The organism is Mycolicibacterium celeriflavum (assembly GCF_010731795.1).
Lineage (GTDB): Bacteria > Actinomycetota > Actinomycetes > Mycobacteriales > Mycobacteriaceae > Mycobacterium > Mycobacterium celeriflavum.
In genome coordinates this window covers 1,933,535-1,956,068 of sequence record NZ_AP022591.1, presented here as the reverse complement: position 1 = coordinate 1,956,068, position 22,534 = coordinate 1,933,535, and the positions used below count along the sequence as shown (strand labels likewise).

The window sequence follows — 22,534 nt, the reverse complement described above, 5'->3', positions numbered from 1 at the left end:
CCCCTCTAGTGTTTCAGCAGGCTGGCCTCGTCGACCGAAGCCGACTGGCGGGCACGGAAGATGGTCATGATGATCGCGAGCCCGATCACCACCTCACAGGCGGCGACGACCATGGTGAAGAACGCCACGACCTGACCGTCCAGGTGGCCGTGCATGCGGGAAAACGAGACGAACGCCAGATTGGCCGCATTGAGCATCAACTCCACGCACATGAACATCACGATGGCGTTGCGGCGCAGCAGGACGCCGGCCGCGCCGATCGTGAACAACAGCGCCGACAGGTAGAGGTAGTTGTCGGGATTCATTCGTCATCCCCTCGGCCGTTCGTCGCCAGCACCGTCCTCTTGTGCAGAATGGGGCTGACGGACAGGTCTGATCCGGACCCGTCGGGCAGTCGGGCCGCGATGTCGACCGCGTTGTTGCGTGCGAACACACCGGGATTGGGCAATGTCGTCGGATACCCGCCGGGCCGGAACCGCTCTTCGGCGAGTTCACGCTGGGTCTTGCGACGTTCGAAGCGTTCCCGGTGCGCGAGCACCATCGCGCCGAGCGCGGCGGTGATCAGCAGCGCACTGGTCAACTCGAAAGCCCACAGATGGCGGACGAAGATCAGCGCGGCCAGTCCCTCCACGTTGCCGTTCGCGTTGGCTTGCGCGAGGCCGGTGAACCCGCCCGCCGAGACGTTGCCGATGCCGCCGATCAGCAGGATGCCGAAACCGATGCCGACGACGGTCGCGGCAACCCGTTGCCCCCGAATCGCTTCCACCAACGACTCCGAGGAGTCGACGCCGATGAGCATCAGTACGAACAAGAACAGCATCATCACCGCGCCGGTGTACACCACCACTTGCACGACACCGAGGAACAGCGCGCCCTGGGCGATGTAGAACACCGCCAGCACGATCATCGTCGTGGCCAGGAACATCGCCGAATACACGGCTTTCGGCGCCGATATCACCCCGAGCGCGCCGAGCACCGCGACCGCGCCCAGCACCCAGAACAGCACGGCCTCGGTGGTCGTGGTGTGTCCCGGGTTGTCGGCGGCCACGGCCGCGACCAGGTCCAGCCTCATCGCACGTCCTCGGTGACCTTCTCCGCCTCCTGCGTGACGGGGGTGACATTGCCCAGGTAGTAGTCCTCATCGGTGCTGCCGGGCGCCATCGGATGCGGCGGCGGCAGCATGCCCTGCTGCAGCGGCGCCAGCAGCTTGTCCTTGCCCCAGATGAGGTCGGCGCGGTTGTCGTCGGCCATCTCGTAGTCGTTGGTCATCGTCAGCGCGCGGGTGGGGCAGGCCTCGATGCACAAGCCGCAGCCGATGCAGCGAAGGTAGTTGATCTGGTAAACGCGGCCGTAACGCTCACCGGGGGAATAGCGTTCATCTTCGGTGTTGTCGTCCCCCTCGACGTAGATGGCGTCGGCGGGGCATGCCCAGGCGCACAGTTCGCAGCCGATGCACTTCTCCAGCCCGTCCGGGTACCGGTTCAGTTGGTGGCGGCCGTGATAGCGCTTCGCGACGGGTCCCGGCTTCTCCGGATACTCCTCGGTGATGGGCCTTTTGAACATGGTCCCGAAGGTGACCGCGAAGCCCGCTATCGCGTCGAAGAACTTAGGCATGTGTCTTCTCCTCTGGAGCAAGCTCCTTGGTTGCGGTCGGCTTCTTGGCAATCGGCAGCGGCGGGGTGGGGAAGACTCCCTGGTCCAGCTTCTGCTCAGGGATTGTGCGGATGTTTCTGCGGCGCGCCGACCGCCACAGCACGGCGACGATCAGCAGCGCCACGATGGTGCCCAGAGACGCCAGCGTCGTCGTCACCTGACTGAAGCCTTCGTTACGCAGCGCGCGCGCCGTGGCGACAATCATGATCCAGGCCAACGAGAACGGAATCAGCGCCTTCCATCCCAGGGCCATGAACTGGTCGTAGCGCATCCGGGGCAGCGTGGCGCGCAGCCAGAAGAACAGGAACATGAACGCCCACACCTTGGCGACGAACCAGAGCAGCGGCCACCAGCCGGTGTTGGCGCCGTCCCACATGTTTATCGGCCACGGGGCGTGCCAGCCGCCGAGGAACATCGTGGTCGCCAACGCGGACACGGTGGTCATGTTCACGTACTCGGCGAGCATGAACATCGCGAACTTGATCGACGAGTACTCGGTGTGGAATCCACCGACGAGTTCACCTTCGGCCTCAGGCAGATCGAATGGCGCACGGTTGGTTTCGCCGACCATCGAGGTGATGTAGACCAGGAATGACGGCAGCAGCAGGAAGATGAACCAGGTGCCGTCCTGGGCGGCGACGATCCCGGACGTCGACATGGTGCCGGCGTAGATGAACACCGCCACGAAGGACAACGCCATCGCGATCTCGTACGAGATGACCTGTGCGCTCGAGCGGATACCACCGAGCAGCGGGTACGTCGACCCAGAGGCCCACCCGGCCAACACGATCCCGTACACGCCGATCGACGTCGCAGCGAGAATGTACAGCACCGCGACGGGCATGTCGGTCAGCTGTAACGCCGTGCGGTGACCGAAGATCGAGACCTCGCCGCCCATCGGGATGACCGCGAACGCGATGAACGCGGGAACCGCCGCGATCACCGGCGCGGCCAGGTAGACGAACTTGTCGACCCCGACGGGAATCAAGCCCTCTTTGAGCGCCAGCTTGACGCCGTCCACCAGTGACTGCAGTAGGCCTCTGGGTCCGACGCGGTTGGGGCCGTAGCGCATCTGCATGCGTCCCAGCAGTTTGCGTTCGATCAGGATCGCCGAGAGGACCGACAGCATCAGGAACGCGAAGATCGCGACCGCCTTACCGACGATCAGCCACCACGGGTCGTGTCCGAACAGCGTCGGATCGGGATGGGTCACGGTTCGGCCCGCCCGATCGACACGATGTCTCCGGTCGAGACGCCCAGGCTCCGATGCACGGCCGAACCAGGGGAGTTCAGCGGCAGCCAGATCACCCGGTCGTCCATGTCGGTGATGGCCAACGGCAGGGTGATCGATCCGTGAGGTGTCCGCGCGGTGACCAGATCGCCTTCTGCCACACCGATCTCGGCGGCGGTCGCCGCAGAGAGCCGCGCGACGGGCGGGCGGGCGGTACCTGCCAGGTGTGGCTCACCGTCCTGCAGGCGGCCCTCGTCGAGCAGCATCCGCCAACCGGCGAGCACGGCCTGGCCGGCGGCCGGTGCAGCCGGCTTCGACGGCGGGATGTCCGGGGGGCCCGGTCGTCGACCCGCCCACAGCCCGAGGCGCGACATCTCGTCGCCGGCCGCCGACGCGTTCGGCAGGTTCAGCGCCACTCCGATCTCGTCGGCCAGGAAGTTCAGCACCCGAAGGTCTGGGGTCGCGTTCGTCTTCAGCGACGGCTGGAACGGGCGAAGGCGGCCTTCCCAGTTCAGGAACGAGCCGGCTTTTTCCACGACCGGTGCGATGGGGAAGACGACGTCGGCGACCGCGGTGACTTCGCTTTCCCGAAGCTCGAGGCTGACCACGAACGGCGCGGACTCGATTGCCGCCAGCGCGGCCTCGGGGTCCGGCAGGTCGGCGATTTCCACGCCGCCGACGAGTAGGGCACCCAGTTCGCCGCTGCGCGCGGCCTCCAGGATCGCGGTGGTATCCCGACCCGGCGTGCTCGGTAACTCGCCGACATGCCACGCCGCCGCCGTCTGCTCGCGCGCCGCGCTGTCGGTGACCGGTCGGCCGCCGGGCAGCAGGTTCGGCAACGCGCCGGCCTCCGTCGCGCCCCGCTCACCGGCGCGGCGCGGCACCCATGCCAGCCGGGCGCCCGTCGCCGCCGCCAATCTGCCTGCCGCAGAAAGGGCCCCGGGCGAGGTGGCCAGCCGCTCGCCGAGCAGGATCACCGAACCCGGCAGCCTCAGCTGCGGGTCCTCGGTCAGAACGTCGAGTGCGACGGCCTCGCGGCCGGGTGCCGCTGCGACCAGTCGGCCGCGCAGCTTCGTCAGGCTCCGGGTGGCGAACGGTGCAACAGAGATCACCTGCAGCGCCTTTTTCCGCACCGCCTTGCGCAACCGCAGGAACACGATCGGAGATTCTTCTTCCGGCTCGAACCCGGCCAGCAAGACCGCGGGCGCGTTCTCGAGGTCGCTGTAGGTGACCGTCATCGGTTGCCCCGCGACGTGGGCGGCGAGGAAGTCGGCTTCCTCGGAACTGTGCGGCCGGGCCCGAAAGTCGATGTCGTTGGTGTTCAGCACGATCCGCGCGAACTTCGAATAGGCGTAAGCGTCCTCGACGGTCATCCGACCGCCGACCAGTACGCCGGCGCTACCGGTGGCCGCGGCCAAGCCCTCACCAGCCACCGCCAGTGCCTCGGACCAGGATGCGGGCCGCAGCTTGCCGTCGTCATCGCGGATGAGCGGGGTGGTGATGCGGTCACCCTGGGTGGTGTAGGTGAACGCCCATCGGCCCTTGTCGCAGTTCCATTCCTCGTTCACCTGAGGTTCGTCACCGGCCAAGCGGCGCATCACCTTTCCGCGGCGATGGTCGGTGCGCTGGGCACAACCCGACGCGCAGTGCTCACACACGCTGGGGCTCGACACCAGGTCGAACGGCCGGGCCCGGAACCGGTAGGCCGCTCCGGTCAGCGCGCCGACCGGACAGATCTGCACGGTGTTGCCCGAGAAGTAGGACTGGAACGGCTCGCCGGGGGCAATGCCGACCTGTTGCAGTGCACCGCGTTCCAGCATGTCGATGAACGGGTCGCCGGCGATCTGTTCGGAGAACCGGGTGCAACGGGCGCACAGCACGCACCGCTCGCGATCCAGCAGCACTTGCGAGGAGATGTTGATCGGCTTGGGGAAGGTGCGCTTGACGTCTTCGAAGCGGGTTTCGGCGCGGCCGTTGGACATCGCCTGGTTCTGCAACGGGCACTCGCCGCCCTTGTCGCACACCGGGCAGTCCAGCGGATGGTTGATCAGCAGCAACTCCATGACGCCCTGTTGCGCCTTGTCCGCGGCGGGGGACGTGTACTGCGTCTGCACCACCATGTCGGGCGTGCACGTCGTGGTGCACGACGCCATCGGCTTGCGCTGGCCCTCCACCTCGACCAGGCACTGCCGGCAGGCGCCCACCGGGTCGAGCAGTGGATGATCACAGAAGCGGGGGATCTGGATGCCGATCAGCTCGGCCGCGCGAATCACCAACGTGCCCTTGGGCACAGCGACGTCCACGCCATCGATGGACAGGTGGACCATCTCCACCTCGGTCGCCGAGGCGCCGGTGTCGGCCGTCTGCGTCATCACACACCCGCCTTTTCGGTCGCCATCAGCGTGGAGGCGTGCGGATCGAACGGACACCCGCCTTGAAGATGGTCGATGTACTCGTCGCGGAAGAACTTGATCGACGACATGATCGGCGATGCCGCACCGTCGCCCAGCGCGCAGAACGACTTTCCGAAGATGTTGTCGGAGATGTCGAGCAGCTTGTCGATATCGGCCTCCGTGCCCGCCCCGGTCTCGAGGCGCTCGTAGATCTGGGCCAGCCAGTAGGTGCCCTCCCGGCACGGCGTGCACTTTCCGCACGATTCGTGGGCGTAGAACTCCGTCCAGCGGCGCACCGCCCGCACCACGCAGGTGGTCTCGTCGAAGATCTGCAGCGCCTTGGTGCCCAGCATGGTGTCGGCGCCCGCCATGCCCTCGTAATCCAATGGCACGTCGAGGTGTTCGTCGGTGAGCAGCGGGGTGGACGAGCCGCCCGGCGTCCAGAATTTTAACTTGTGGCCGGCGCGCACCCCACCCGCGTACTCCAGCAGTTCGCGCAGCGTGATGCCGAGCGGCGCCTCGTACTGGCCGGGGTTGGTGACGTGACCCGACAGCGAGTAGAGCGTGAAGCCCGGCGACTTCTCCGAGCCCATCGACCGGAACCAGTCGATGCCGTTGCTCACGATGGGCGGCACGCTGGCGATCGACTCGACGTTGTTGACCACGGTGGGACAGGCGTACAGCCCGGCGACCGCGGGGAACGGCGGGCGCAGCCGGGGCTGACCGCGGCGGCCCTCCAACGAGTCCAGCAGCGCAGTCTCCTCGCCGCAGATGTATGCGCCCGCACCCGCATGCACGATCAATTCCAGGTCGAAACCCGAACCCTGGATGTCGTTTCCGAGGAAGCCGGCTTCGTGGGCCTCGGCGACCGCGGCGTGCAGCCGGCGCAGCACGGGCACCACCTCGCCGCGCAGGTAGATGAAGGCGTGATGCGCCCGGATCGCGTAGGCCGCGATGATCGCGCCCTCCACGAGGAAGTGCGGCGTCATCAACATCAGCGGGATGTCTTTGCACGTACCGGGTTCCGACTCGTCGGCGTTGATCACCAGGTAGTGCGGTTTCGCACCCGCGCCGGTGTCGTCCTGGGGTATGAACGACCACTTCGTGCCCGTGGGAAAGCCCGCGCCGCCGCGCCCGCGCAGGCCGGACTCCTTCACCAGCGTGATGACGTCGTCGGGATCCATCTTCAATGCCCGCTCGAGTGCGCCGTATCCACCGTGGCGCTGGTAGGTGTCCAGCGACCAGGGTTCCGGTTCGTCCCAGAACCGGCTGAGCACGGGGGTCAAATCTGTCATGCGCGCGAATCCGTTGCGTCCGGGTTGGTTTCGGTGGTGTCCGGCTTCGGCGGCACGGTAGCCGCCGGGCCGGGTGCGGGCGCGTTCTGGGTGGCTTCGGCCGCCGCCTTCTGGTCGTCGGGTGCGCCCGTCGGCGCCGCCTCGCTGGCGGCTTCGGGAGCATGCATCCCGCGTTCGCGCGCCACCCGCAAGCCCGCGAGCGTGGCGTCGCCGACCTTGCCGTTGTCCGACCGCGGATCCGGCAGGCCCGCCAGCGTGCGCGCGGTTTCGCGGAAGGTGCACAGCGGCGCGCCGCGCGTCGGTTCCGGCGGGTCTCCGGCACGCAGTCCGTCGACGAGTTCGCGTGCCGACGAGGGCGTCTGGTTGTCGAAGAACTCCCAGTTGACCATCACCACCGGCGCGTAGTCGCATGCGGCGTTGCATTCGATGTGCTCGAGCGTGACGCTGGGCCCTCCATTAACGGACGGCGTCGTCTGCCCGGCGTGCACTCCCAGATGGTCCTGCAGCGCTTCGAGGATCGCATCGCCGCCCATGATCGCGCACAGCGTGTTGGTGCAGACGCCGACCAGGTACTCGCCGGTCGGCGTGCGCCGGTACATCGAGTAGAAGGTGGCCACCGCGGTGACCTCGGCGTCGGTGAGCTCCAACTGCTTGGCGCAGAACGAGATTCCGGCCGGGGTCAGGCAACCGTCCTCGGACTGCACGAGGTGCAGCAGCGGCAGCAGCGCCGACCGGGACTGCGGATAGCGCGCGATGATCTTTTCGGCGTCGACGGCGAGTCGCGTCGCGACATCGTCGGGATACGCCGCCGGCCCGTGGATCGGCGGGCCGGGTTCGTCGGGTCGCTGACCGAGCTCGAGGAAAATGCTCACTAGCGGTCCACGCCCCCCATCACCGGGTCGATCGACGCCACTGCGGTGATCGCATCGGCGACCATGCCGCCCTCGCACATCGCGGCGACGGCCTGCAGGTTGTTGAATGACGGGTCCCGGTAGTGCACCCGGTAGGGGCGGGTGCCGCCGTCGGAGACCATGTGCACGCCGAGTTCGCCTCGCGGAGACTCGATCCCGACGTACACCTGTCCGGCAGGCACGCGGATCCCCTCGGTGACGAGTTTGAAGTGGTGAATCAGCCCCTCCATCGAATGCCCCATGATTTTGGCGATGTGTTCATTCGAGTTGCCCAGTCCGTCGGGACCGACCTTCAAGTCGGCCGGCCACCCCAGCTTCTTGTCCTGGATCATCACCGGCCCCGGCCTCAGTCGATCCAGGCACTGCTCGACGATCTTCAACGACTCGTGCATCTCCTTCACCCGGATGAGATACCGGCCGTAAGAGTCGCAGCCGTCGTCGGTGATCACGTCGAAGTCGTATGTCTCGTAGCCGCAATAGGGTTGGGCCCTGCGCAGGTCGTGCGGCAGCCCGGTGGAGCGCAGGCACGGGCCGGTGATCCCCAGCGCCATGCAGCCGGTCAGGTCGAGGTAGCCGATGCCTACCGTGCGGCCCTTCCAGATGTAGTTCTCGTTGAGCAGGTCCTCGAGGTCCTTGAGCCGCTTCGGCATCAGCTCGAGCAGATCGCGTATCTGCGGGACCGCCTCGTCGGGCAGGTCGACGGCGACCCCGCCCGGCCGGATGTAGGCACTGTTCATCCGCAGGCCTGTGATGGTCTCGAACACCGATAGGATCAGCTCACGCTCACGGAAGCCGTAGAACATCGCGCTCATCGCGCCGAGTTCCATGCCGCCGGTCGCGAGTGCGACCAGGTGCGAGGAGATCCGGTTGAGTTCCATCATCATCACGCGGATGACGCTGGCGCGCTCCGGGATCGCGTCGGTGACGTCCAGCAGTTTCTCGACGGCGAGGCAGTAGGCCGTCTCGTTGAAGAACGGCGACAGGTAGTCCATCCGCGTAACGAACGTCACGCCCTGCGTCCAGTTGCGGAACTCGAGGTTCTTCTCGATTCCGGTGTGCAGGTAGCCGATTCCGCAGCGGGCCGAGATGATCGTCTCGCCCTCGATCTCGAGGATGAGCCGAAGCACCCCGTGAGTCGAGGGATGCTGCGGGCCCATATTGACGACGATCCGTTCGCCGGCGTGCGGTGCCGCGGCGTCTTTGGCGGCCTGCACCACCTGGTCCCAATCCTGGCCTCCGACAACGACAACCGTCTCACCATCGGGCGCGCCCGCGGACGAAGCGCCGCCCTGCGCGGGCGGAACGTGGGAAATGCTCATCAGTTGTAGGCCCTCCGTTGATCGGGCGGAGGAATCTCGGCGCCGTGGTACTCCACCGGGATGCCGCCCAACGGGTAGTCCTTGCGTTGCGGGTGACCCACCCAGTCGTCCGGCATCTCGATTCGGGTCAGGGCGGGATGTCCGTCGAAGATGATGCCGAAGAAGTCGTAGGTCTCGCGTTCGTGCCAGTCGGTGGTGGGATACACCCCGAACAGCGACGGAATGTGCGGGTCCGCGTCGGGGGCGGCGACCTCCACCCGAATCCGCCGGTTGTGGGTGATCGACATCAGCGGATAGACCGCGTGCAGTTCACGTCCGGCGTCGTCCGGGTAATGCACTCCACTCACGCCGAGACACAGCTCGAAGCGCAACTGCGGGTCGTCGCGAAGCGCCGTCGCCACCGTCGGCAGTTGCTCACGCTGCACTTCGAGGGTCAACTCGTCGCGGTAGACCACCACCCGCTCGATCGACACCGCGTAGGCGTCCTCACCGAGCACTTCGGCCAGCCGGTCGACGACCTCGTCGAAGTAGCTGCCGTAGGGCCGCGGCGAACTGCCCGGCAGCGCCACCGGCCGCACCAGGCGGCCGTAACCCGAGGTGTCGCCCGACCCCTTGGCCCCGAACATGCCGCGGCGCACGCCGATGATCTCGGGTGCCCCTTGGCCGGAGGTGCCGTTGCCGTTGGTCGCGCTCACCGCAGCAGCCCTTTGAGCTCGATGGTCGGGGTGACGGCGAGCGCGGCCTGCTCGGCCTCGCGGACCGCCTCCTCGCGGTGCACGCCGAGCGGCATCTCCTGAATCTTGTCGTGCAACTTCAGGATCGCGTGCAGCAACATCTCCGGACGAGGCGGGCAGCCCGGCAGGTAGATGTCCACCGGGACGACGTGATCGACGCCCTGCACGATCGCGTAGTTGTTGAACATGCCGCCCGATGAGGCGCAGACCCCCATCGCCAGCACCCATTTCGGCTCGGCCATCTGGTCGTAGATCTGCCGCAGCACCGGCGCCATCTTCTGGCTGACCCGGCCGGCGACGATCATCAGGTCGGCCTGCCGGGGCGTCGCCGAGAACCGCTCCATGCCGAAGCGGGAGATGTCGAACCGGGGGCTGGCCGTCGACATCATCTCGATCGCGCAGCACGCCAGCCCGAACGTCGCAGGCCACAGCGAGCCCTTGCGGATGTACCCCGCCACCTTCTCCACGGTGGACAGCAGGATCCCGCCGGGCAGTTTCTCCTCTAGTCCCATGCCAGCCCTCCCCGCCGCCAGACGTAGGCGTAGGCCACGAACACCGTCGCCATGAACAGCAGCATCTCTACCAGCGCAAACAGCCCCAGATTGTCGAAGGCCACGGCCCACGGGTAGAGGAACACGATCTCGATGTCGAAGATGATGAACAACATCGCGGTCAGGTAGTACTTGATGGGAAACCGCTGGCCGGTCGGCTGACCGGACGGACCGCCGTGCGGCACCGGCTCGATGCCGCATTCGTAGGCCTCGAGCTTGGCCCGGTTGTAGCGCCGCGGGCCGACCAGCAGAGCAATGGCGACCGAGCCGACCGCGAACGCAGCGGCAATAGCGCCAAGCACCAGGATTGGCGTGTACAAATCCATACCGAGCAAACGCTCCCTCGTGGGCTGTTCGATGTGAGCTTACCCACACCCTAGCGGGCTTTGGGATGCGCGCCACACCTTTTGGTTAGTATCGCTATTGGCAACGCCTGGCTATGCCGTCGTGCCCTCAATAGCCCAGTGCAGCAGGCGATTACGTATTTCCAGCTATTGCACTGGCGTGCGCAGCAGTGACGCCACGGCATCCCCGAGACGGATCGGATCGATGGGGTGCGGCACGGCGGCTTCGGCGCGCGACCAACGGGCCAGCCACGCGTCATCCGGTCGGCCAGTCAGCACCAGGATCGGTGGACAGTCGTCGATCTCGTCCTTGAGTTGCTTGGCGATTCCCATCCCGCCGGTCGGGGTGGCCTCGCCGTCGAGGATCACCAGATCGAACCCACCCTGATCCATCTGGCGGATGACCATGGGGCCGGTCGCCACATCGAAGTAGGTCAGCTCGGGCAAATCCGGATGCACCCGCTTGCCGAGCGCGAGCCGGACCTCTTCTCGGGTCCTGGGGTTGTCGCTGTAGACGAGGACCCGCAACGGACGCGATGACTCGACCATGCGGGTGATGGTACGGCTAGCCGGCGTGGCGGAACACCAAGTCGCCGGAGATCGTCGCCTTGTCACCGATCATGCCCACCAGGTTGCCGTCGACGGTGAAGTCCTGCCGATCCACGATGGCCTTGGTGATCAGCCGCATTCCGCCATCACCGACCGGGACCACCTTGGTTCGCAGCGTCAGCGGTCTGGTCACGTCCTTGACGGTCAGTTCGGCGCGCAGGTCGATGGTGTCGCCGTCGACCGCGTCGGCGCCGGTGATAACAGCTGTGATCACCGGAAACTTTTCCGCCTCAAAGAAATCCGCGGAGTGCAGGTGCTCGTCGCGTTTGCGGATCCCGGTGCGCAGCGACGTGGCCTTGATCTCGATGCGGCCGGAAACCGTTTGCGGAGCGGTCAGTTGGCCCTCACCGCTGAACTCGGTGAATTTGCCTTTGACGGGCACGAGGCCCCACATCGACTTGGTCTTGACCGCGATGGTGGACCGGCCGGGGTCCAGCGTCCATGTGCCGGCCGAGCCCGGATCGCTGAAAAACTCGCTCAGGCTTGCCATGTCATCTCCTCATCGTTGGTCGAGCAGCGGGGCGATCTCCGCCGGGTCGAAGTACTCGTCGATTCGGCTGATCAGCCCGTTGGCCCCCAGCTTGATCACGATGCCGACGCGCATCGCGATCACCCCGCCGTTGTGTCCGGTGGCGTGCAGGACGTGCTGCTGGACGAACCCACCGTCGAACAGTTGACGGTCGAGGATTTCGTAGCGGCGCTGTGTCGTGGTGTCGATGAACCAGTCGAGGACCCGCAACGCCCGGTCCTTGTCGCGTTCCCCGTCGGCGACCTTCCAGACCACGATGTCGTCGTTCCACAGCCGGCGAATCGCGTCGTGGTCGCCGGACTCGATCGCCCCGAACAGGCGGTCTGCCACCTCGGCGACGGTGTCGTCGGCAACGGTCACAGGTCCTCCTTGACCTCAATACTGGTTGAGGTTGAACACTGGCGGTCATGGATGTGACACCTACTCTCTCGCTATTCGACGACGCCTACAAGAGCGGCACCGCGCCCTGGGTGATCGGCGAGCCTCAACCCGCGATCGTCGACCTGGAACGAGCGGGCCTGATCCGCGGCAAGGTGCTGGACGTCGGCTGCGGCGCCGGCGAGCACACGATCATGCTCACCCGCCTGGGCTACGACGTGGTCGGCGTCGACTTCGTGCCGTCGGCGATCGAGTTCGCGCGCAGCAACGCCGCAGCCAAGGGCGTCGATGCGCGTTTCGAGGTGGCTGACGCGATGAATCTCGGCAACCCGGGTTACGACACCATCGTCGACAGCGCGCTGTTCCACATCTTCGACGAGGCGGACCGGGCGCGGTACGTGCGCAGCCTGCACGCAGCGTGCCGGTCGGGTGCGCTGGTGCACGTGCTGGCGCTGTCCGATCGCGGCCACGGTTTTGGTCCGGAGGTCAGCGAATCCGACATCCGCGGCGCCTTCGGCGACGGCTGGGTGCTGGAGGCCTTGGACAGCACGACGTATCGCGGGGTCATCGGTGAGCCGCACGTCGAGACCTTCGGCAAGCCCGCCGGCTCGCTGGTCGACGAACCAGCCTGGCTCGCCCGCGTCCGCCGGGTCTAAGCCGCGATTTGTGGAGTATTACCGGCGCTCAGTGGCTGTTGCGAAATGGATTGTGTCGTTGGCGGGTTTGTGACGGGGTCGGTTCGAGGATGAGTGGGTGGCTCATTCTTATCGTCCGGTAGAGCGTGATCAGCAGTTTCTGTTGCCGCCGAATATGGCGGATTGGCTGGCTGCTGATCATCTGGTGTGGTTCATCCTCGATGCCGTCGAGCAGTTGGATACCTCGGCGTTTCACGCTGGTCGGCGTACCGGCGGTGTCGGGCGAGCCGGTTATGACCCGAAGATGTTGGTGGCGTTGTTGATCTATGCCTATGCCTCGGGTCAGCGGTCTTCGCGCCGGATTGAACGGCTGTGCGCTGATCATGTCGCTTACCGGGTGCTGTGCGCTCAAGACGCCCCGGATCACACCACGATCGCGCGGTTCCGCGCCGAGCACGACGACGCGTTCACCGACCTGTTCGCTCAGGTGCTGCGGTTGTGTGCCCAGGCGCAGATGGTGCGCATCGAGTCGATCGCCATCGACGGCACCAAGATCGCTGCCAACGCCTCGAAATCAGCCAATCGGTCTCGGCAGTGGGTGCGTGAGCAGTCCCGCCGGATCGCCGAAGCCGCAGTCAGCGACGCAGCCGCCGTCGATGCCGCCGAAGACGCCGCCGAGGCCGCCGCCGGTGTGCCCGCCGCGGGGCCGCCGGCGGAGATGAAGACCCCGGCCGGGCGCGTAGCCGCGATCAAAAAAGCGATGGAAGAAATCCGACGTCAGGACGCTTGCGACGCCGAGGCCGACGCTGCCGATCAGGACCGCCAGGAGCAGTATCTGCAGCGAGTCGAATCTGGTGAAACGGTGGTGGGTGCCCCGCCGGCAGGTACCGATCAGGTCCGGTTGTGGCGGGCCAGGATTGCCCGCGAACAGCACCGGCTGGCGTCGGTGATCAACGTGCGCGGGACCGTACAAGCCAGGGCGCGCCGCGATATCGGCAAGAACCTCAGAAAAGCTCAAGCTGGGCTGCGACGCGCCCAACAGGACCAGGCAGCCGGGGTGGTCGATCGGCGCGGTGCAGTCGCACGCATCCGGGATCGCGACCAGGCCCGTCGCGGCCCCACGGGAGGACCTGTGGTCAATCTGACCGACCCCGAGGCGCGGTTGATGGTCGAGGGCTCCGGCGGGGGGTCGGTTCAGGGCTACAACAGTCAGATCGTGTCTTCTGATGATCACCTCGTGATCGGGGTGCACGTATCCCAAGACGCTAACGATCTGCATTGTTGGACACCGGCTTTGGCCGCAGCAACCGCTCAGATGGATGCGTTGGGCAAGACGATCGGGCTGGCGTTGGCCGACAACGGCTACTTCACCGAAGCCAACCTCACCAGCCCCGGACCCGAGCGGCTCATCGCCCCGGCAGCGGCCGAGTCGTCCACCGGGACGCTAAAAACCAACCCAGCCAGGGCCCTCCACCGCCGGATCTGTCACCGACTGATGCGATGCGTCACATTCTGCGCGATCCCGATCAGGCACAGCGATACCAACGCCGGTCAGCGACCGTGGAACCCGTTATCGGACACCTCAAAGACCGCATCGGACTACGCCGCTACGCCCGACGCGGACTCACAGCAGTCACCGCCGAACTTCACCTGGCCGCCGCAGCCCTCAACCTCACCCGACTCCACCACGCCACCGGATAACCCGCCGATCGCCGCCGGTCGACAACTGGTCACCCGACCATTCACCATCACCAGACACCTCTACCGGCAATTCCCAACAGCCACTCACCGCCGCTGCGGCTCCACAAATCGTCAGTAACCGGGGTGGTTGACGTCGAGCCGGTGGCGCACGATCGTCCGCAGGACGGGCAGCACGTCGGCCGCCCGGCCGTCGAGTTCGCCGGCGCGGATCGCGGCAGCCAGCTGCGGCTCGTCGCGATACCCGATTCCGGCCAACGCGTCGGTGACCTCACCGGCCGAGGTGTCCAGCAGCTCGCGTTCGACGATGCGCAGCACGTTGGCCGCCACCCGCGCGTGGAAGTTCACCTGGCCGGCGTCGCCGGGCTGGCTGTCGGGCCTGGTGGCGTTGCGCACGTCGTTGTCGAGGAAGCCGGCGACGGCGGCGACGAGCTCCGCCGCCGTCGGCCGGCCGTACAACCAGGTCACCTCGGACCGCCTCCTTCGAGCAGATCCAGCACATCCCATTCGGTTTCGCTCACCCGCCGACCTATCGCGGCGAGTTCGACGGACTCTGCTTGCCCCGACAGGTGGCGTTCGGCCTGGAACCGGCAGATCACGCCCCAGCGCAGCGTGGCGACAGTGAGCCACCACCGAAACGCGTCCCGGTCGAGCGGCTCGCCCGACGCGGATTCGTAGGCGCGCAGGAAAGTTTCGACGCTCCCGAGCCCGCCGGCGCCGAGTTCCTCGGGTGCGCCGAACCGCCACGCCCGAATGCAGAACCACGCCAGATCCTCGTACCGCTCGCCAAGGTGGACCAGTTCCCAGTCCAGGACGGCCGCCAGACCGGAGTCGTCGACGATCAGGTTGCCCATCCGGAAGTCGCCGTGCACCAGCACCTGGCGCGACGGCGCCGGCCGGTGGGCGGCCAGCCAGCGGAATGCCCACTCGAAAGTGGCGGTGGTGTCGCCCATCTCGTCGAGCCGGTCCTGCCACTCGGCGAGCTGGTCGGAGGCCGACAGCCCGACACCGTCGTAGTCGGCGCGGTGGATGGCGGCCAGTGCCCGCGCGCAGTGGTGCAGAAGTCGCTCCCGGCCGGTGTCGTCGAGCGCGCGGTGGATTCGGCGCACGATCGTCTCGCCGCCGATGGCCTCGCAGATCAGGTACGGATTGCCCAGCGCAGCAAGGGAGTTGTCCGCGGCCAGGATGTGTGGCACCGGCGCCCCGGCCGCCGCAGCGCGCTGCTGCACGCGCGCCTCGAGTTCCATCGACGCGTGCACGTCGTCGGGCGGACCGGTGCGCAGGATCAGCGCCCGCGTCCGATCCGATGTCACCGCGTCGAATGCCCACGTCGTGCGGCTCGCCCCGCCGGTCAGTGCGCGCAGATTCTCGACGGCGACGTCGTCGCCCACGACCGGGCGCAGGACGGCCTCGAGCCGATCCTTCACTTGCGTCCGAACCCGAACAGCCGCTGCGCGACCCGCCGGATCTGAATCTCCTCGGCGCCCTCGGTGATGCGGTAGCGGCGGTGGTGGCGGTAGATGTGCTCGAACGGCTCGTGGCGGCTGTAGCCGACCCCGCCGAACACCTGCATTGCGCGGTCGGCGGCCTCACACACCAACCGATTGGCGCGGTAATTGGCCATCGACACCTTGTCCGAGACCTCCATGTGGTGGTTGCGGTCGAGCTCGGTGGCCGCGTAGTACACCAGGAGCCGGACCATCTGCGCCTCGGTCTGCAGTTCGACCAGTGGCCACTGAACGGCCTGGTTGACCGACAGCGCCTTGCCGAAGACGCTGCGGTCGTTGGCGTACGCGACCGCACGGTCGATGCAGTACTGGGCTGCGCCCAGGCTGCTGGCGGCCTGCCGGATTCTGTTCTCGTGCAGGAAGGTCTGGCCGACCTCGAGCCCGCGGTCGAGCTCACCGAGCACCGCGTCTGCGGGCACCCGGACATCCTTCAACTCCACCTCGCCGTGATCGGTCGGCATGTTGAACGTCCACCAGTAGTACGGCACGGTGAAGCCGGGGGCGTCCGTGGGCACCAGGAACGCGGTGATGCCGCGGGCCTGACCGGGTTCGCCGGAAGTGCGGGCGAACACCAGGTCGTGGGTGGCGCGGTGGACGCCGGTGTTGAACCGCTTGGCGCCGTTGATGACCCATTCGTCACCGTCGCGCACTGCGACGGTCTCCAGCCAGGTGGCGTCCGAACCGTGGTTGGGTTCGGTGAGGCCGAACGCCATCGACCGTTCACCGGTGATCAGCGCTTCGGTCCACTCGGCCTTCTGCGTCTCGGTGCCGAACCGGTCCATCATGATGACCTGAGGGAAGTTCCCGACGATCGACGACTCGTCCTGCAGGTCGTTGTGCAGTCCGAGTCCCTTGTGTGCCAGATGTTCCCGGATGACCGCCATGTCGATGTTGCTGCCGTCGCGGCCGCCGAACTGTGACGGCAGTCCGTAGCGCAGCCACCCCGCCTTGTCCGCGCGTCGTCGCATTTCGCCGAGCAGGTCCTCCCACTCCCGCCGCGGGATGCCGCCGTTGTCCCAGTCGGTGCGGGCGTGTTCGCGGCGCTTGTCGAAATACTGGATGTGGTCGCGTTCGAGCGGTTTGATCTCGGCCTCGATGAAAGCGTCCATCTCGGCGAGGAGGCCGGGCAGATGATCGGGAAGAGCGAAATCCACAGTGATTCCTTTCAGACTTTTCGCCGAGCGCACGGTTGTTGACGCGGCGGCGGTGGACTAGAAGCCATAAAGCGTCTTCTTCCAGATCCTCGACAGCGTCGCGACGGCGTCCTCGTCGGTGATCTCGACCCCTAGGCCGGAGGTGCCGACGAAGACCGTGGTGAAGTTCTCGAACAGCAAGGCGATCGCCGCCGCGGTGTGTTCGGGGTTGAGTTCGCCGGCGTAGCCCTGCTCCTGGGCTCGGCGCACGGATGCGGCGACGATGTCCATCCCGAAGCGACGGAACTCGTTCTGCACGGCGGCGAATCGCGGTTGGGTAGCCGCGAGCTGTGCGACGGCGATCATGATGCCGATGTTCTGTTTGAACATGTTCCAGTAGCCGGTGACCACCGTGCGGAAGAACGCGTCGTCGTCCGGCGACCCGGGCAACTCGAGGCTGGACCCCGAGGGCGCCACCATGTCGTGCAGGAACGACTCCGCCAGCGCCGCCAGCAGATCCTCCTTATCGGCGAAGTAGCGGTAGAAGGCCGCCGGCGACTTCCCGGCCGCCGAGGTGATATCGCCGAGCGTCGTGCCGTGGAACCCGCGTTCGGCGAACAGCTTCCGCGCCGCCTGCTCGATCGCTTCCCGAGTCTGGCGGCCCTTGGCGCTGAGCGTCTCGGCGGGCAACTTAATCGCCGAGGATCCGGTCGCCCGCGCGTAGCAGTGAGCTGGGGAGCTCGTGGCCGACGAGGCGCTGCGCGACAGCGGCCGCATCGATCGCCGCGGAAAGGTCGACGTCGACGTGAATCCCGCTGTCGCGTAACAGGTATACGAGGTCTTCGCTGGCGATGTTGCCGCTCGCCCCCGGCGCGAACGGGCATCCGCCGAGGCCGCCCACCGAGGCGTCCAGCCGGGTGACGCCGGCCTCGACCGCGGCGTATGCGCTCGCCAACCCGGCGCCGCGGGTGTTGTGGAAGTGCGCGCCCAGCGGTACGTCACCGATCAGGGGGCGCAGTGCAGCCACAGTCTCGGTGACACGTCGCGGCGTGGTGGTGCCGATCGTGTCGGCGATCGCCAACCGGTCGACGTCGTTCGCCAGCGCGGTGGTGATCACGTCGACCACCCGCTGATGCGGCGTCGGCCCGTCGAACGGACAGTCCCACGCGGTCGCGACGATCACCTCGACGGTGGCGCCGCTGTCATGCGCGATCGCGGTGATCTCACCGATCAGCGCGGTGGACTCGGCCGAGGAGCGGCCCACGTTGGCGTGGCTGTGGCCGTCGGCAGCCGACACCACGTACTCGATCGACGACAATCCCGCCGCGATCGCGCGTTTCGCGCCGTTCGGGCTGGCCACCAGCGCCGAGAAGTCGATGCCGTGGGAGTCGCGGAACTGCTGCAGGTGTGACGCCAGTTCGGCGGCGTCGGCCAGCGCCGGCACCTTCGAGGGCGAGACGAACGCCGTCGCCTCCATCTCGCGCACCCCGGTCGCGGCCACGGCGGCGAGCAGTTCGAGCTTGGCCGACAACGGAATCGGCTCCTCGATCTGCAGGCCGTCGCGCAGCGAGACGTCGCGGATGTCGACATGCTCGGGAATCACAGCACTCCCTCCGCCCGTAGCGCGTCGAGTTCGTCGGCGGACTTGCCCAACAGGCCGCGGTAGATCTCGTCGTTGTGCTGGCCGGGCCGCGCCGATCCGGCGAACCGGATGGTGCCCGGCGTCTGCGACAGTACCGGTACGACGCCGGGGCCCTTGACATTGCGGCCGATCCGCTCGTCGTAGTGATCGGCGATCATTCCGCGCGAAGCGAACTGCGGATCGGAGACGACCTCGGCGACGGTGTTGATCGGTCCGGCGATCACCCCTGCGGCGCTGAGTGTTTCGATGATTTCAGCGGGCTGCCGGTCGGCGGCCCAGTCGCCGATGATCTTGTCCAGCTCGTCCTGGTTACGGCCACGGGCCACATGGTTGGCGAACCGGTCGTCGGTGGCGAGCTCCGGGCGACCCATCGCCTGGCACAAGCGCCGGAAGACGGTGTCCTGGTTGGCCGCGATCACCACCCAACTGCCGTCGGCGCTGCGGTAGATGTTCGACGGCGCGATGCCCTCCAGCCGGGTGCCCGACGGACCGCGCACCACGCCGCCGACGTCGTAGTCGGGGATGGTGGATTCCTGTACGGCCAAACAAGAGTCGGTCAGTGCCGCATCGACGACCTGGCCCTCGCCGGTGACCGACCGGCGGTAGAGCGCCGCCAATGCGCCCTGGGCGGCGAACATGCCCGCCAGGCTGTCGCCCAGCGACAGCGCCAGCCGCGGCGGAGGGCCACCGGGAAAGCCGTTCATGTGCCGCAGGCCGCTGGCGGCCTCGGCGACCGAGGCGTAGCCCGCCTTGTGGGCCTCCGGCCCGGTCTGCCCGTAGCCGGAGACGCGGACCAGGATGATGCCGCGGTTGCGTTCGCGCAGCACGTCATAGCCGAGGTTCCACTTCTCCAGCGTGCCGGGCCGGAAGTTCTCCACGATGATGTCGGAGCGCTCGACGAGGTCGAGGAACAGCGCGCGGCCGGCGTCCGTCCGCAGGTTCAGCGTCACCGCTTTCTTGTTGCGGGCGTGCACGGTCCAGAAGAAGTGGTGCCCGTCGAGTTCGGCCTGCCCCCAGGTGCGCAGTGGGTCCGGCGCGCCGGGCGGCTCGATCTTGACCACCTCGGCGCCCATGTCGCCGAGCAGGCGCCCGGCGAAGGGCCCGGAGATCAGCGTGCCGACCTCGATCACGCGGATGCCGTCCAGCGGACCGGAGACCGTCATAGCGAGAAGCCGTGCCTGTGCAGCCAGTCGGTGACCACGCCGACCGCATGGCGCAGTTTGTCGCGCTGGTCGGCGCCCGCGTAGTAGTGGTTCGCGCCCGGAATCTCGTGCATCTCCTTGTCATGATGCCCGATCGCCTCGAACAGCCGGCGGGTGTGGCTCGGCGTGCAAGCGTCATCGGCGAGGTTGCCGATCACCAGCGTCGGCACCGCGACGTCCGGGCCGCACTGCACCGCGTCGCCGTTGGCGTCGTCGTAGCTCCACTGCGACAGCCAACTGCGCAGCGTGCAGAACCGGGCCAGTCCGACGGGGCTGTTGTTCACCACTCGAGGATCGCCCAGATAGCAGGTCCCCGGTTCGCGTTCGTTGGGGTCGACCGTCGGGTCCAGCCAGCGCGGGTCGGCCATTGTGCCGTGCACGACGAAGGCGAACTCGTCATCGGGTCGGCCCGCCGCCTTCAGCTCGGCCAATTTCTCTTTGACCCACTTGGTGATTCGGCGGTTGCGGTCGATCTGCGCCTGCCGGTAGCGGTCGAGGAACTCCGGGGTGTATGGCGGCTGGTTGGGGTTGTCCGGGTTGTAGAGGTCGAGTTCGGGATCCCGCTTCGACGGGTCGGACTCGTCGAGGATCGACGCGTCCAGCCACTCGGTCATCGTGCCGTGGCGGCTAATGTGGGCGGCCAGCAACATCAGCCCGTCGGCTGGGATCAGGCCCAGCTTGGTCAGGTCCGGGCCGTCGCCCGACGGGCTGGCGGTGACCGTCGGGTGTTGCGCCTGCTGCTGATAGAACACCGACAGCGAACCGCCGCCGCTCCACCCGGCCAGCACCACCTTCGAGTAGCCCAACCGGTTCTTGGCGTCCTTGATGCACTCGCCGAGATCCTCGACCACCTTCTCCATCAGCAGCGCGGAGTCCGTCCCGCGGAAGCGGCTGTTGCAGTAGATGACGTGATGGCCTGCCCGCGCGAGGGCGTTCATCATCGGCAGGTATGCGCCGCCGCCGATCGGGTGCATGAACACCAGCACGGTGTCTTTGGTCGCCGCCGGGGCGGCTCCGGCGGCTGATGGCTCTGGGTCCTTCGGGCGCAGCAGGTGGCTTTCCAGCACCACCAATTCGGCCACCCCGCCGTACACGTCGCGCACACCCGAAGTGTTCTGATAGGCAACGAGATACGGGATGCGGTCGTATTCGTAGCGCACCGGGGCCTCCGTCGTCTGCGTCATCTCAGTGCTGCCCCAGGTCGTTTGCCAAGACCTCCGCCGACGGCGTCAGTCGCCGGGTGGTGTCGATCGAGATGACGTACCAACCGACGCGGTCCTGCTCGTCGAACTTGCGCCGCGCCCGCTCGCGGGCCTTCTCGGGCGCACCGTGGTGCACGCCCTGTGGGGCGTGGCTGACCAGTCCCGGTGGCATGGGGATGCCGAACAGATCGCCGCCGTGGAAGAACGAGACCTCGTCGTAGTCGACGTTGCGGTGATACCACGGCGGACGCTCGGTGCCGGGCATGGTTTCGGCGGGCCGGGGCAAAAAGTTCATCACCGCCACACCGGTCGCCTGCATGAACAGGTGCACGGTGGGCGGCAGGTGCACGCTCTCGCTGGCGATGACGTTGTAGTCGTCGATGTTGAAGGTGAACGGGAAGTTGTCGCCGCGCCATCCTTCGACGTCCATCGGATTGTGTTGGTAGAACAGCGATGTCGGTCCGCCCTCATGCACCAGACGGACCTCGTACTCGCCTTCGTGCTGCGGGCCGTCGCCGGTGTCGATCGGCGCCGGTTCCGGAACGGTGACCTGCGCGGGATCGAATGGAAAATGCCTGCCGAGCGGTCCGGGCGGCGGCACCCGGAACTCGTCGGTCGCCTCGATCATCAGCAGGGTGGTCTCGCTGTCGGGGATCTGCCGCCACGTCGTCGCCTTCGGCAGGTACACCCAGTCGCCCTCGCGGTAGCGCAACGGTCCGAACTCCGTCTCGAGCAGGCCCGTACCCCGGTGCACGAACGACAGCAGGTCACCGTCGACGTGGCGGACGAAGAACGGCATCTGCTCGCTGCGCCGACTCAGCGAGATCCGGCAGTCCGAATTGCTGAAGAGCAGCAGCGGCGTGCCGGCGGCCTCGGTGGCGTCGGTCGGTTTCAGCTCGCTGGTCATCACGTCGACCGGGCGCAGCGGACCCGACGCGCGGTACGCCGTCGGGTCGTGGCGGCGGTAGATGTTCGCGGTGCGACCGACGAACCCGCCGCGGCCCAGTTCGTCGTCTTTCAGGCCGTCGAGGTCGGCGTGCAGGCGCTTGGGCGTGCGGCCCTTGCGCAGGTGAACAAACGATTCCATGGTTCGCTCCATCGACGGCTACGGCGGGGGCCAATCGCGCCCGAAACTAAAACTGAGTTTAGTTTTACTTATAGCTCGGAGTCAATCCTCGAGATCGACGCGAACGGTCATCAGATTCGTGCCGAAGGTGCGCACGCCGAAGCTGTTGAACTGCGGCAGCGAGCGCAGCCGCGCTTGCGGATCGTCATCCGGAACCAGGTGGGCAACGCCCTTGTGCCACTTGCCGTTCAACCTGACCCGGACGGCCGGGTCGGCCTTGATGTTCTTGATGTACTGGGAACTGTCGCCGAATTCGGAGACGAACCAGAACTCGTTGCCGACGCGGCGCCCGCCCAGTGGCGTGCGACGCGGTTCGCCCGACTTGCGTCCCGTCGTTTCGAGCAGCGTCTGGAACGGCATCATTTTCGTGAACCGGTTCGCGACGTTCTTCTGGAACAGTTTGGTGATCCGGTCGCGTAGATCTTCGGCCATGATTCCCCC

The 22,534-nt window shown here is 66.9% G+C and carries 25 protein-coding genes; 2 read left to right on the top strand and 23 right to left on the bottom strand.

Annotation, left to right across the window (positions count from 1 at the left end):
• Positions 1-5 precede the first annotated feature (5 nt).
• From nuoK to G6N18_RS09535, 14 genes are all read right to left on the bottom strand, one after another.
• Entirely contained in the window at positions 6-305 is a 300-nt protein-coding gene (gene nuoK, locus G6N18_RS09600; protein WP_059101064.1) for an NADH-quinone oxidoreductase subunit NuoK, read from the bottom strand.
• Entirely contained in the window at positions 302-1,072 is a 771-nt protein-coding gene (locus G6N18_RS09595) for an NADH-quinone oxidoreductase subunit J (RefSeq protein WP_083006350.1), read from the bottom strand. Before G6N18_RS09595 ends, nuoK begins: the two co-directional genes overlap by 4 nt.
• Complete coding sequence (gene nuoI, locus G6N18_RS09590; protein ID WP_083006348.1) at positions 1,069-1,614, bottom strand: NADH-quinone oxidoreductase subunit NuoI; 546 nt, start codon at positions 1,612-1,614, stop codon at positions 1,069-1,071. The genes G6N18_RS09595 and nuoI overlap by 4 nt, the downstream gene beginning before the upstream one ends.
• On the bottom strand, positions 1,607-2,866 hold the full coding sequence (gene nuoH, locus G6N18_RS09585; RefSeq protein ID WP_067224590.1) for an NADH-quinone oxidoreductase subunit NuoH: 1,260 nt from the start codon (positions 2,864-2,866) through the stop codon (positions 1,607-1,609). The genes nuoI and nuoH overlap by 8 nt, the downstream gene beginning before the upstream one ends.
• A complete protein-coding gene (locus tag G6N18_RS09580; RefSeq protein WP_083006346.1) occupies positions 2,863-5,256 on the bottom strand; it encodes an NADH-quinone oxidoreductase subunit G in 2,394 nt (797 codons plus the stop codon). Before G6N18_RS09580 ends, nuoH begins: the two co-directional genes overlap by 4 nt.
• The gene (gene nuoF / locus G6N18_RS09575; RefSeq protein ID WP_083006344.1) at positions 5,256-6,572 is read right to left on the bottom strand and encodes an NADH-quinone oxidoreductase subunit NuoF; all 1,317 of its coding nucleotides are present in this window, start codon (positions 6,570-6,572) and stop codon (positions 5,256-5,258) included. The genes G6N18_RS09580 and nuoF overlap by 1 nt, the downstream gene beginning before the upstream one ends.
• Positions 6,569-7,444: an NADH-quinone oxidoreductase subunit NuoE gene (nuoE, locus tag G6N18_RS09570; RefSeq protein ID WP_083006342.1), complete on the bottom strand. Its 876-nt coding sequence runs from the start codon at positions 7,442-7,444 to the stop codon at positions 6,569-6,571. The genes nuoF and nuoE overlap by 4 nt, the downstream gene beginning before the upstream one ends.
• Positions 7,444-8,802, bottom strand: coding sequence for an NADH dehydrogenase (quinone) subunit D (gene nuoD, locus G6N18_RS09565; RefSeq protein ID WP_083006340.1), 1,359 nt, complete (start codon positions 8,800-8,802; stop codon positions 7,444-7,446). Before nuoD ends, nuoE begins: the two co-directional genes overlap by 1 nt.
• Positions 8,802-9,497, bottom strand: a complete 696-nt coding sequence (locus G6N18_RS09560) for an NADH-quinone oxidoreductase subunit C (protein ID WP_083006338.1) — start codon at positions 9,495-9,497, stop codon at positions 8,802-8,804. Before G6N18_RS09560 ends, nuoD begins: the two co-directional genes overlap by 1 nt.
• Positions 9,494-10,048: a NuoB/complex I 20 kDa subunit family protein gene (locus G6N18_RS09555; protein WP_067224574.1), complete on the bottom strand. Its 555-nt coding sequence runs from the start codon at positions 10,046-10,048 to the stop codon at positions 9,494-9,496. Before G6N18_RS09555 ends, G6N18_RS09560 begins: the two co-directional genes overlap by 4 nt.
• Positions 10,039-10,413 carry an NADH-quinone oxidoreductase subunit A gene (locus G6N18_RS09550; protein WP_059165663.1) on the bottom strand — a complete coding sequence of 125 codons (375 nt, stop codon included), beginning with the start codon at positions 10,411-10,413 and terminating at the stop codon, positions 10,039-10,041. The genes G6N18_RS09555 and G6N18_RS09550 overlap by 10 nt, the downstream gene beginning before the upstream one ends.
• 165 nt (positions 10,414-10,578) lie before the next feature.
• Positions 10,579-10,980 carry an Rv3143 family two-component system response regulator gene (locus G6N18_RS09545; protein WP_067224571.1) on the bottom strand — a complete coding sequence of 134 codons (402 nt, stop codon included), beginning with the start codon at positions 10,978-10,980 and terminating at the stop codon, positions 10,579-10,581.
• 16 nt (positions 10,981-10,996) lie between these two features.
• The gene (locus G6N18_RS09540) at positions 10,997-11,530 is read right to left on the bottom strand and encodes a YceI family protein (protein ID WP_083006336.1); all 534 of its coding nucleotides are present in this window, start codon (positions 11,528-11,530) and stop codon (positions 10,997-10,999) included.
• A gap of 9 nt (positions 11,531-11,539) precedes the next feature.
• Positions 11,540-11,929, bottom strand: coding sequence for a nuclear transport factor 2 family protein (locus G6N18_RS09535; RefSeq protein WP_067224567.1), 390 nt, complete (start codon positions 11,927-11,929; stop codon positions 11,540-11,542).
• A gap of 47 nt (positions 11,930-11,976) precedes the next feature.
• On the opposite strand from G6N18_RS09535, the gene G6N18_RS09530 reads away from it, so the two are divergent.
• Both G6N18_RS09530 and G6N18_RS24950 read left to right on the top strand, forming a co-directional pair.
• The gene (locus G6N18_RS09530; RefSeq protein ID WP_083006334.1) at positions 11,977-12,603 is read left to right on the top strand and encodes a class I SAM-dependent methyltransferase; all 627 of its coding nucleotides are present in this window, start codon (positions 11,977-11,979) and stop codon (positions 12,601-12,603) included.
• A 97-nt stretch (positions 12,604-12,700) separates the two neighbouring features.
• Positions 12,701-14,401 carry a transposase gene (locus tag G6N18_RS24950; protein ID WP_163689854.1) on the top strand — a complete coding sequence of 567 codons (1,701 nt, stop codon included), beginning with the start codon at positions 12,701-12,703 and terminating at the stop codon, positions 14,399-14,401.
• On the opposite strand, the gene G6N18_RS09520 is transcribed toward G6N18_RS24950, so the two are convergent.
• The 9 genes from G6N18_RS09520 to G6N18_RS09480 form a co-directional block, all read right to left on the bottom strand.
• Positions 14,395-14,748: a DUF6285 domain-containing protein gene (locus G6N18_RS09520; RefSeq protein WP_179962388.1), complete on the bottom strand. Its 354-nt coding sequence runs from the start codon at positions 14,746-14,748 to the stop codon at positions 14,395-14,397. The two genes, G6N18_RS24950 and G6N18_RS09520, sit on opposite strands and share 7 nt — an antisense overlap.
• Positions 14,745-15,707 (bottom strand): phosphotransferase family protein, encoded by a 963-nt coding sequence (locus G6N18_RS09515; RefSeq protein ID WP_083006659.1) that lies wholly within the window; start codon positions 15,705-15,707, stop codon positions 14,745-14,747. The genes G6N18_RS09520 and G6N18_RS09515 overlap by 4 nt, the downstream gene beginning before the upstream one ends.
• Positions 15,704-16,942 carry an acyl-CoA dehydrogenase family protein gene (locus G6N18_RS09510; RefSeq protein ID WP_083006661.1) on the bottom strand — a complete coding sequence of 413 codons (1,239 nt, stop codon included), beginning with the start codon at positions 16,940-16,942 and terminating at the stop codon, positions 15,704-15,706. Before G6N18_RS09510 ends, G6N18_RS09515 begins: the two co-directional genes overlap by 4 nt.
• Positions 16,943-16,999: 57 nt before the next feature.
• Positions 17,000-17,611 (bottom strand): TetR/AcrR family transcriptional regulator, encoded by a 612-nt coding sequence (locus G6N18_RS09505; RefSeq protein WP_083006663.1) that lies wholly within the window; start codon positions 17,609-17,611, stop codon positions 17,000-17,002.
• Position 17,612: 1 nt separating this feature from the next.
• Positions 17,613-18,524 (bottom strand): hydroxymethylglutaryl-CoA lyase, encoded by a 912-nt coding sequence (locus G6N18_RS09500; protein ID WP_083006665.1) that lies wholly within the window; start codon positions 18,522-18,524, stop codon positions 17,613-17,615.
• Positions 18,521-19,726 (bottom strand): CaiB/BaiF CoA transferase family protein, encoded by a 1,206-nt coding sequence (locus tag G6N18_RS09495; protein WP_083006667.1) that lies wholly within the window; start codon positions 19,724-19,726, stop codon positions 18,521-18,523. Before G6N18_RS09495 ends, G6N18_RS09500 begins: the two co-directional genes overlap by 4 nt.
• Positions 19,723-20,949, bottom strand: coding sequence for an alpha/beta hydrolase family protein (locus G6N18_RS09490; protein WP_083006670.1), 1,227 nt, complete (start codon positions 20,947-20,949; stop codon positions 19,723-19,725). Before G6N18_RS09490 ends, G6N18_RS09495 begins: the two co-directional genes overlap by 4 nt.
• Position 20,950: 1 nt before the next feature.
• Positions 20,951-22,054: a homogentisate 1,2-dioxygenase gene (locus G6N18_RS09485; RefSeq protein ID WP_083006673.1), complete on the bottom strand. Its 1,104-nt coding sequence runs from the start codon at positions 22,052-22,054 to the stop codon at positions 20,951-20,953.
• Positions 22,055-22,135: 81 nt separating this feature from the next.
• Complete coding sequence (locus G6N18_RS09480; protein ID WP_083006728.1) at positions 22,136-22,525, bottom strand: nitroreductase/quinone reductase family protein; 390 nt, start codon at positions 22,523-22,525, stop codon at positions 22,136-22,138.
• Between the last annotated feature and the right edge of the window lie 9 nt (positions 22,526-22,534).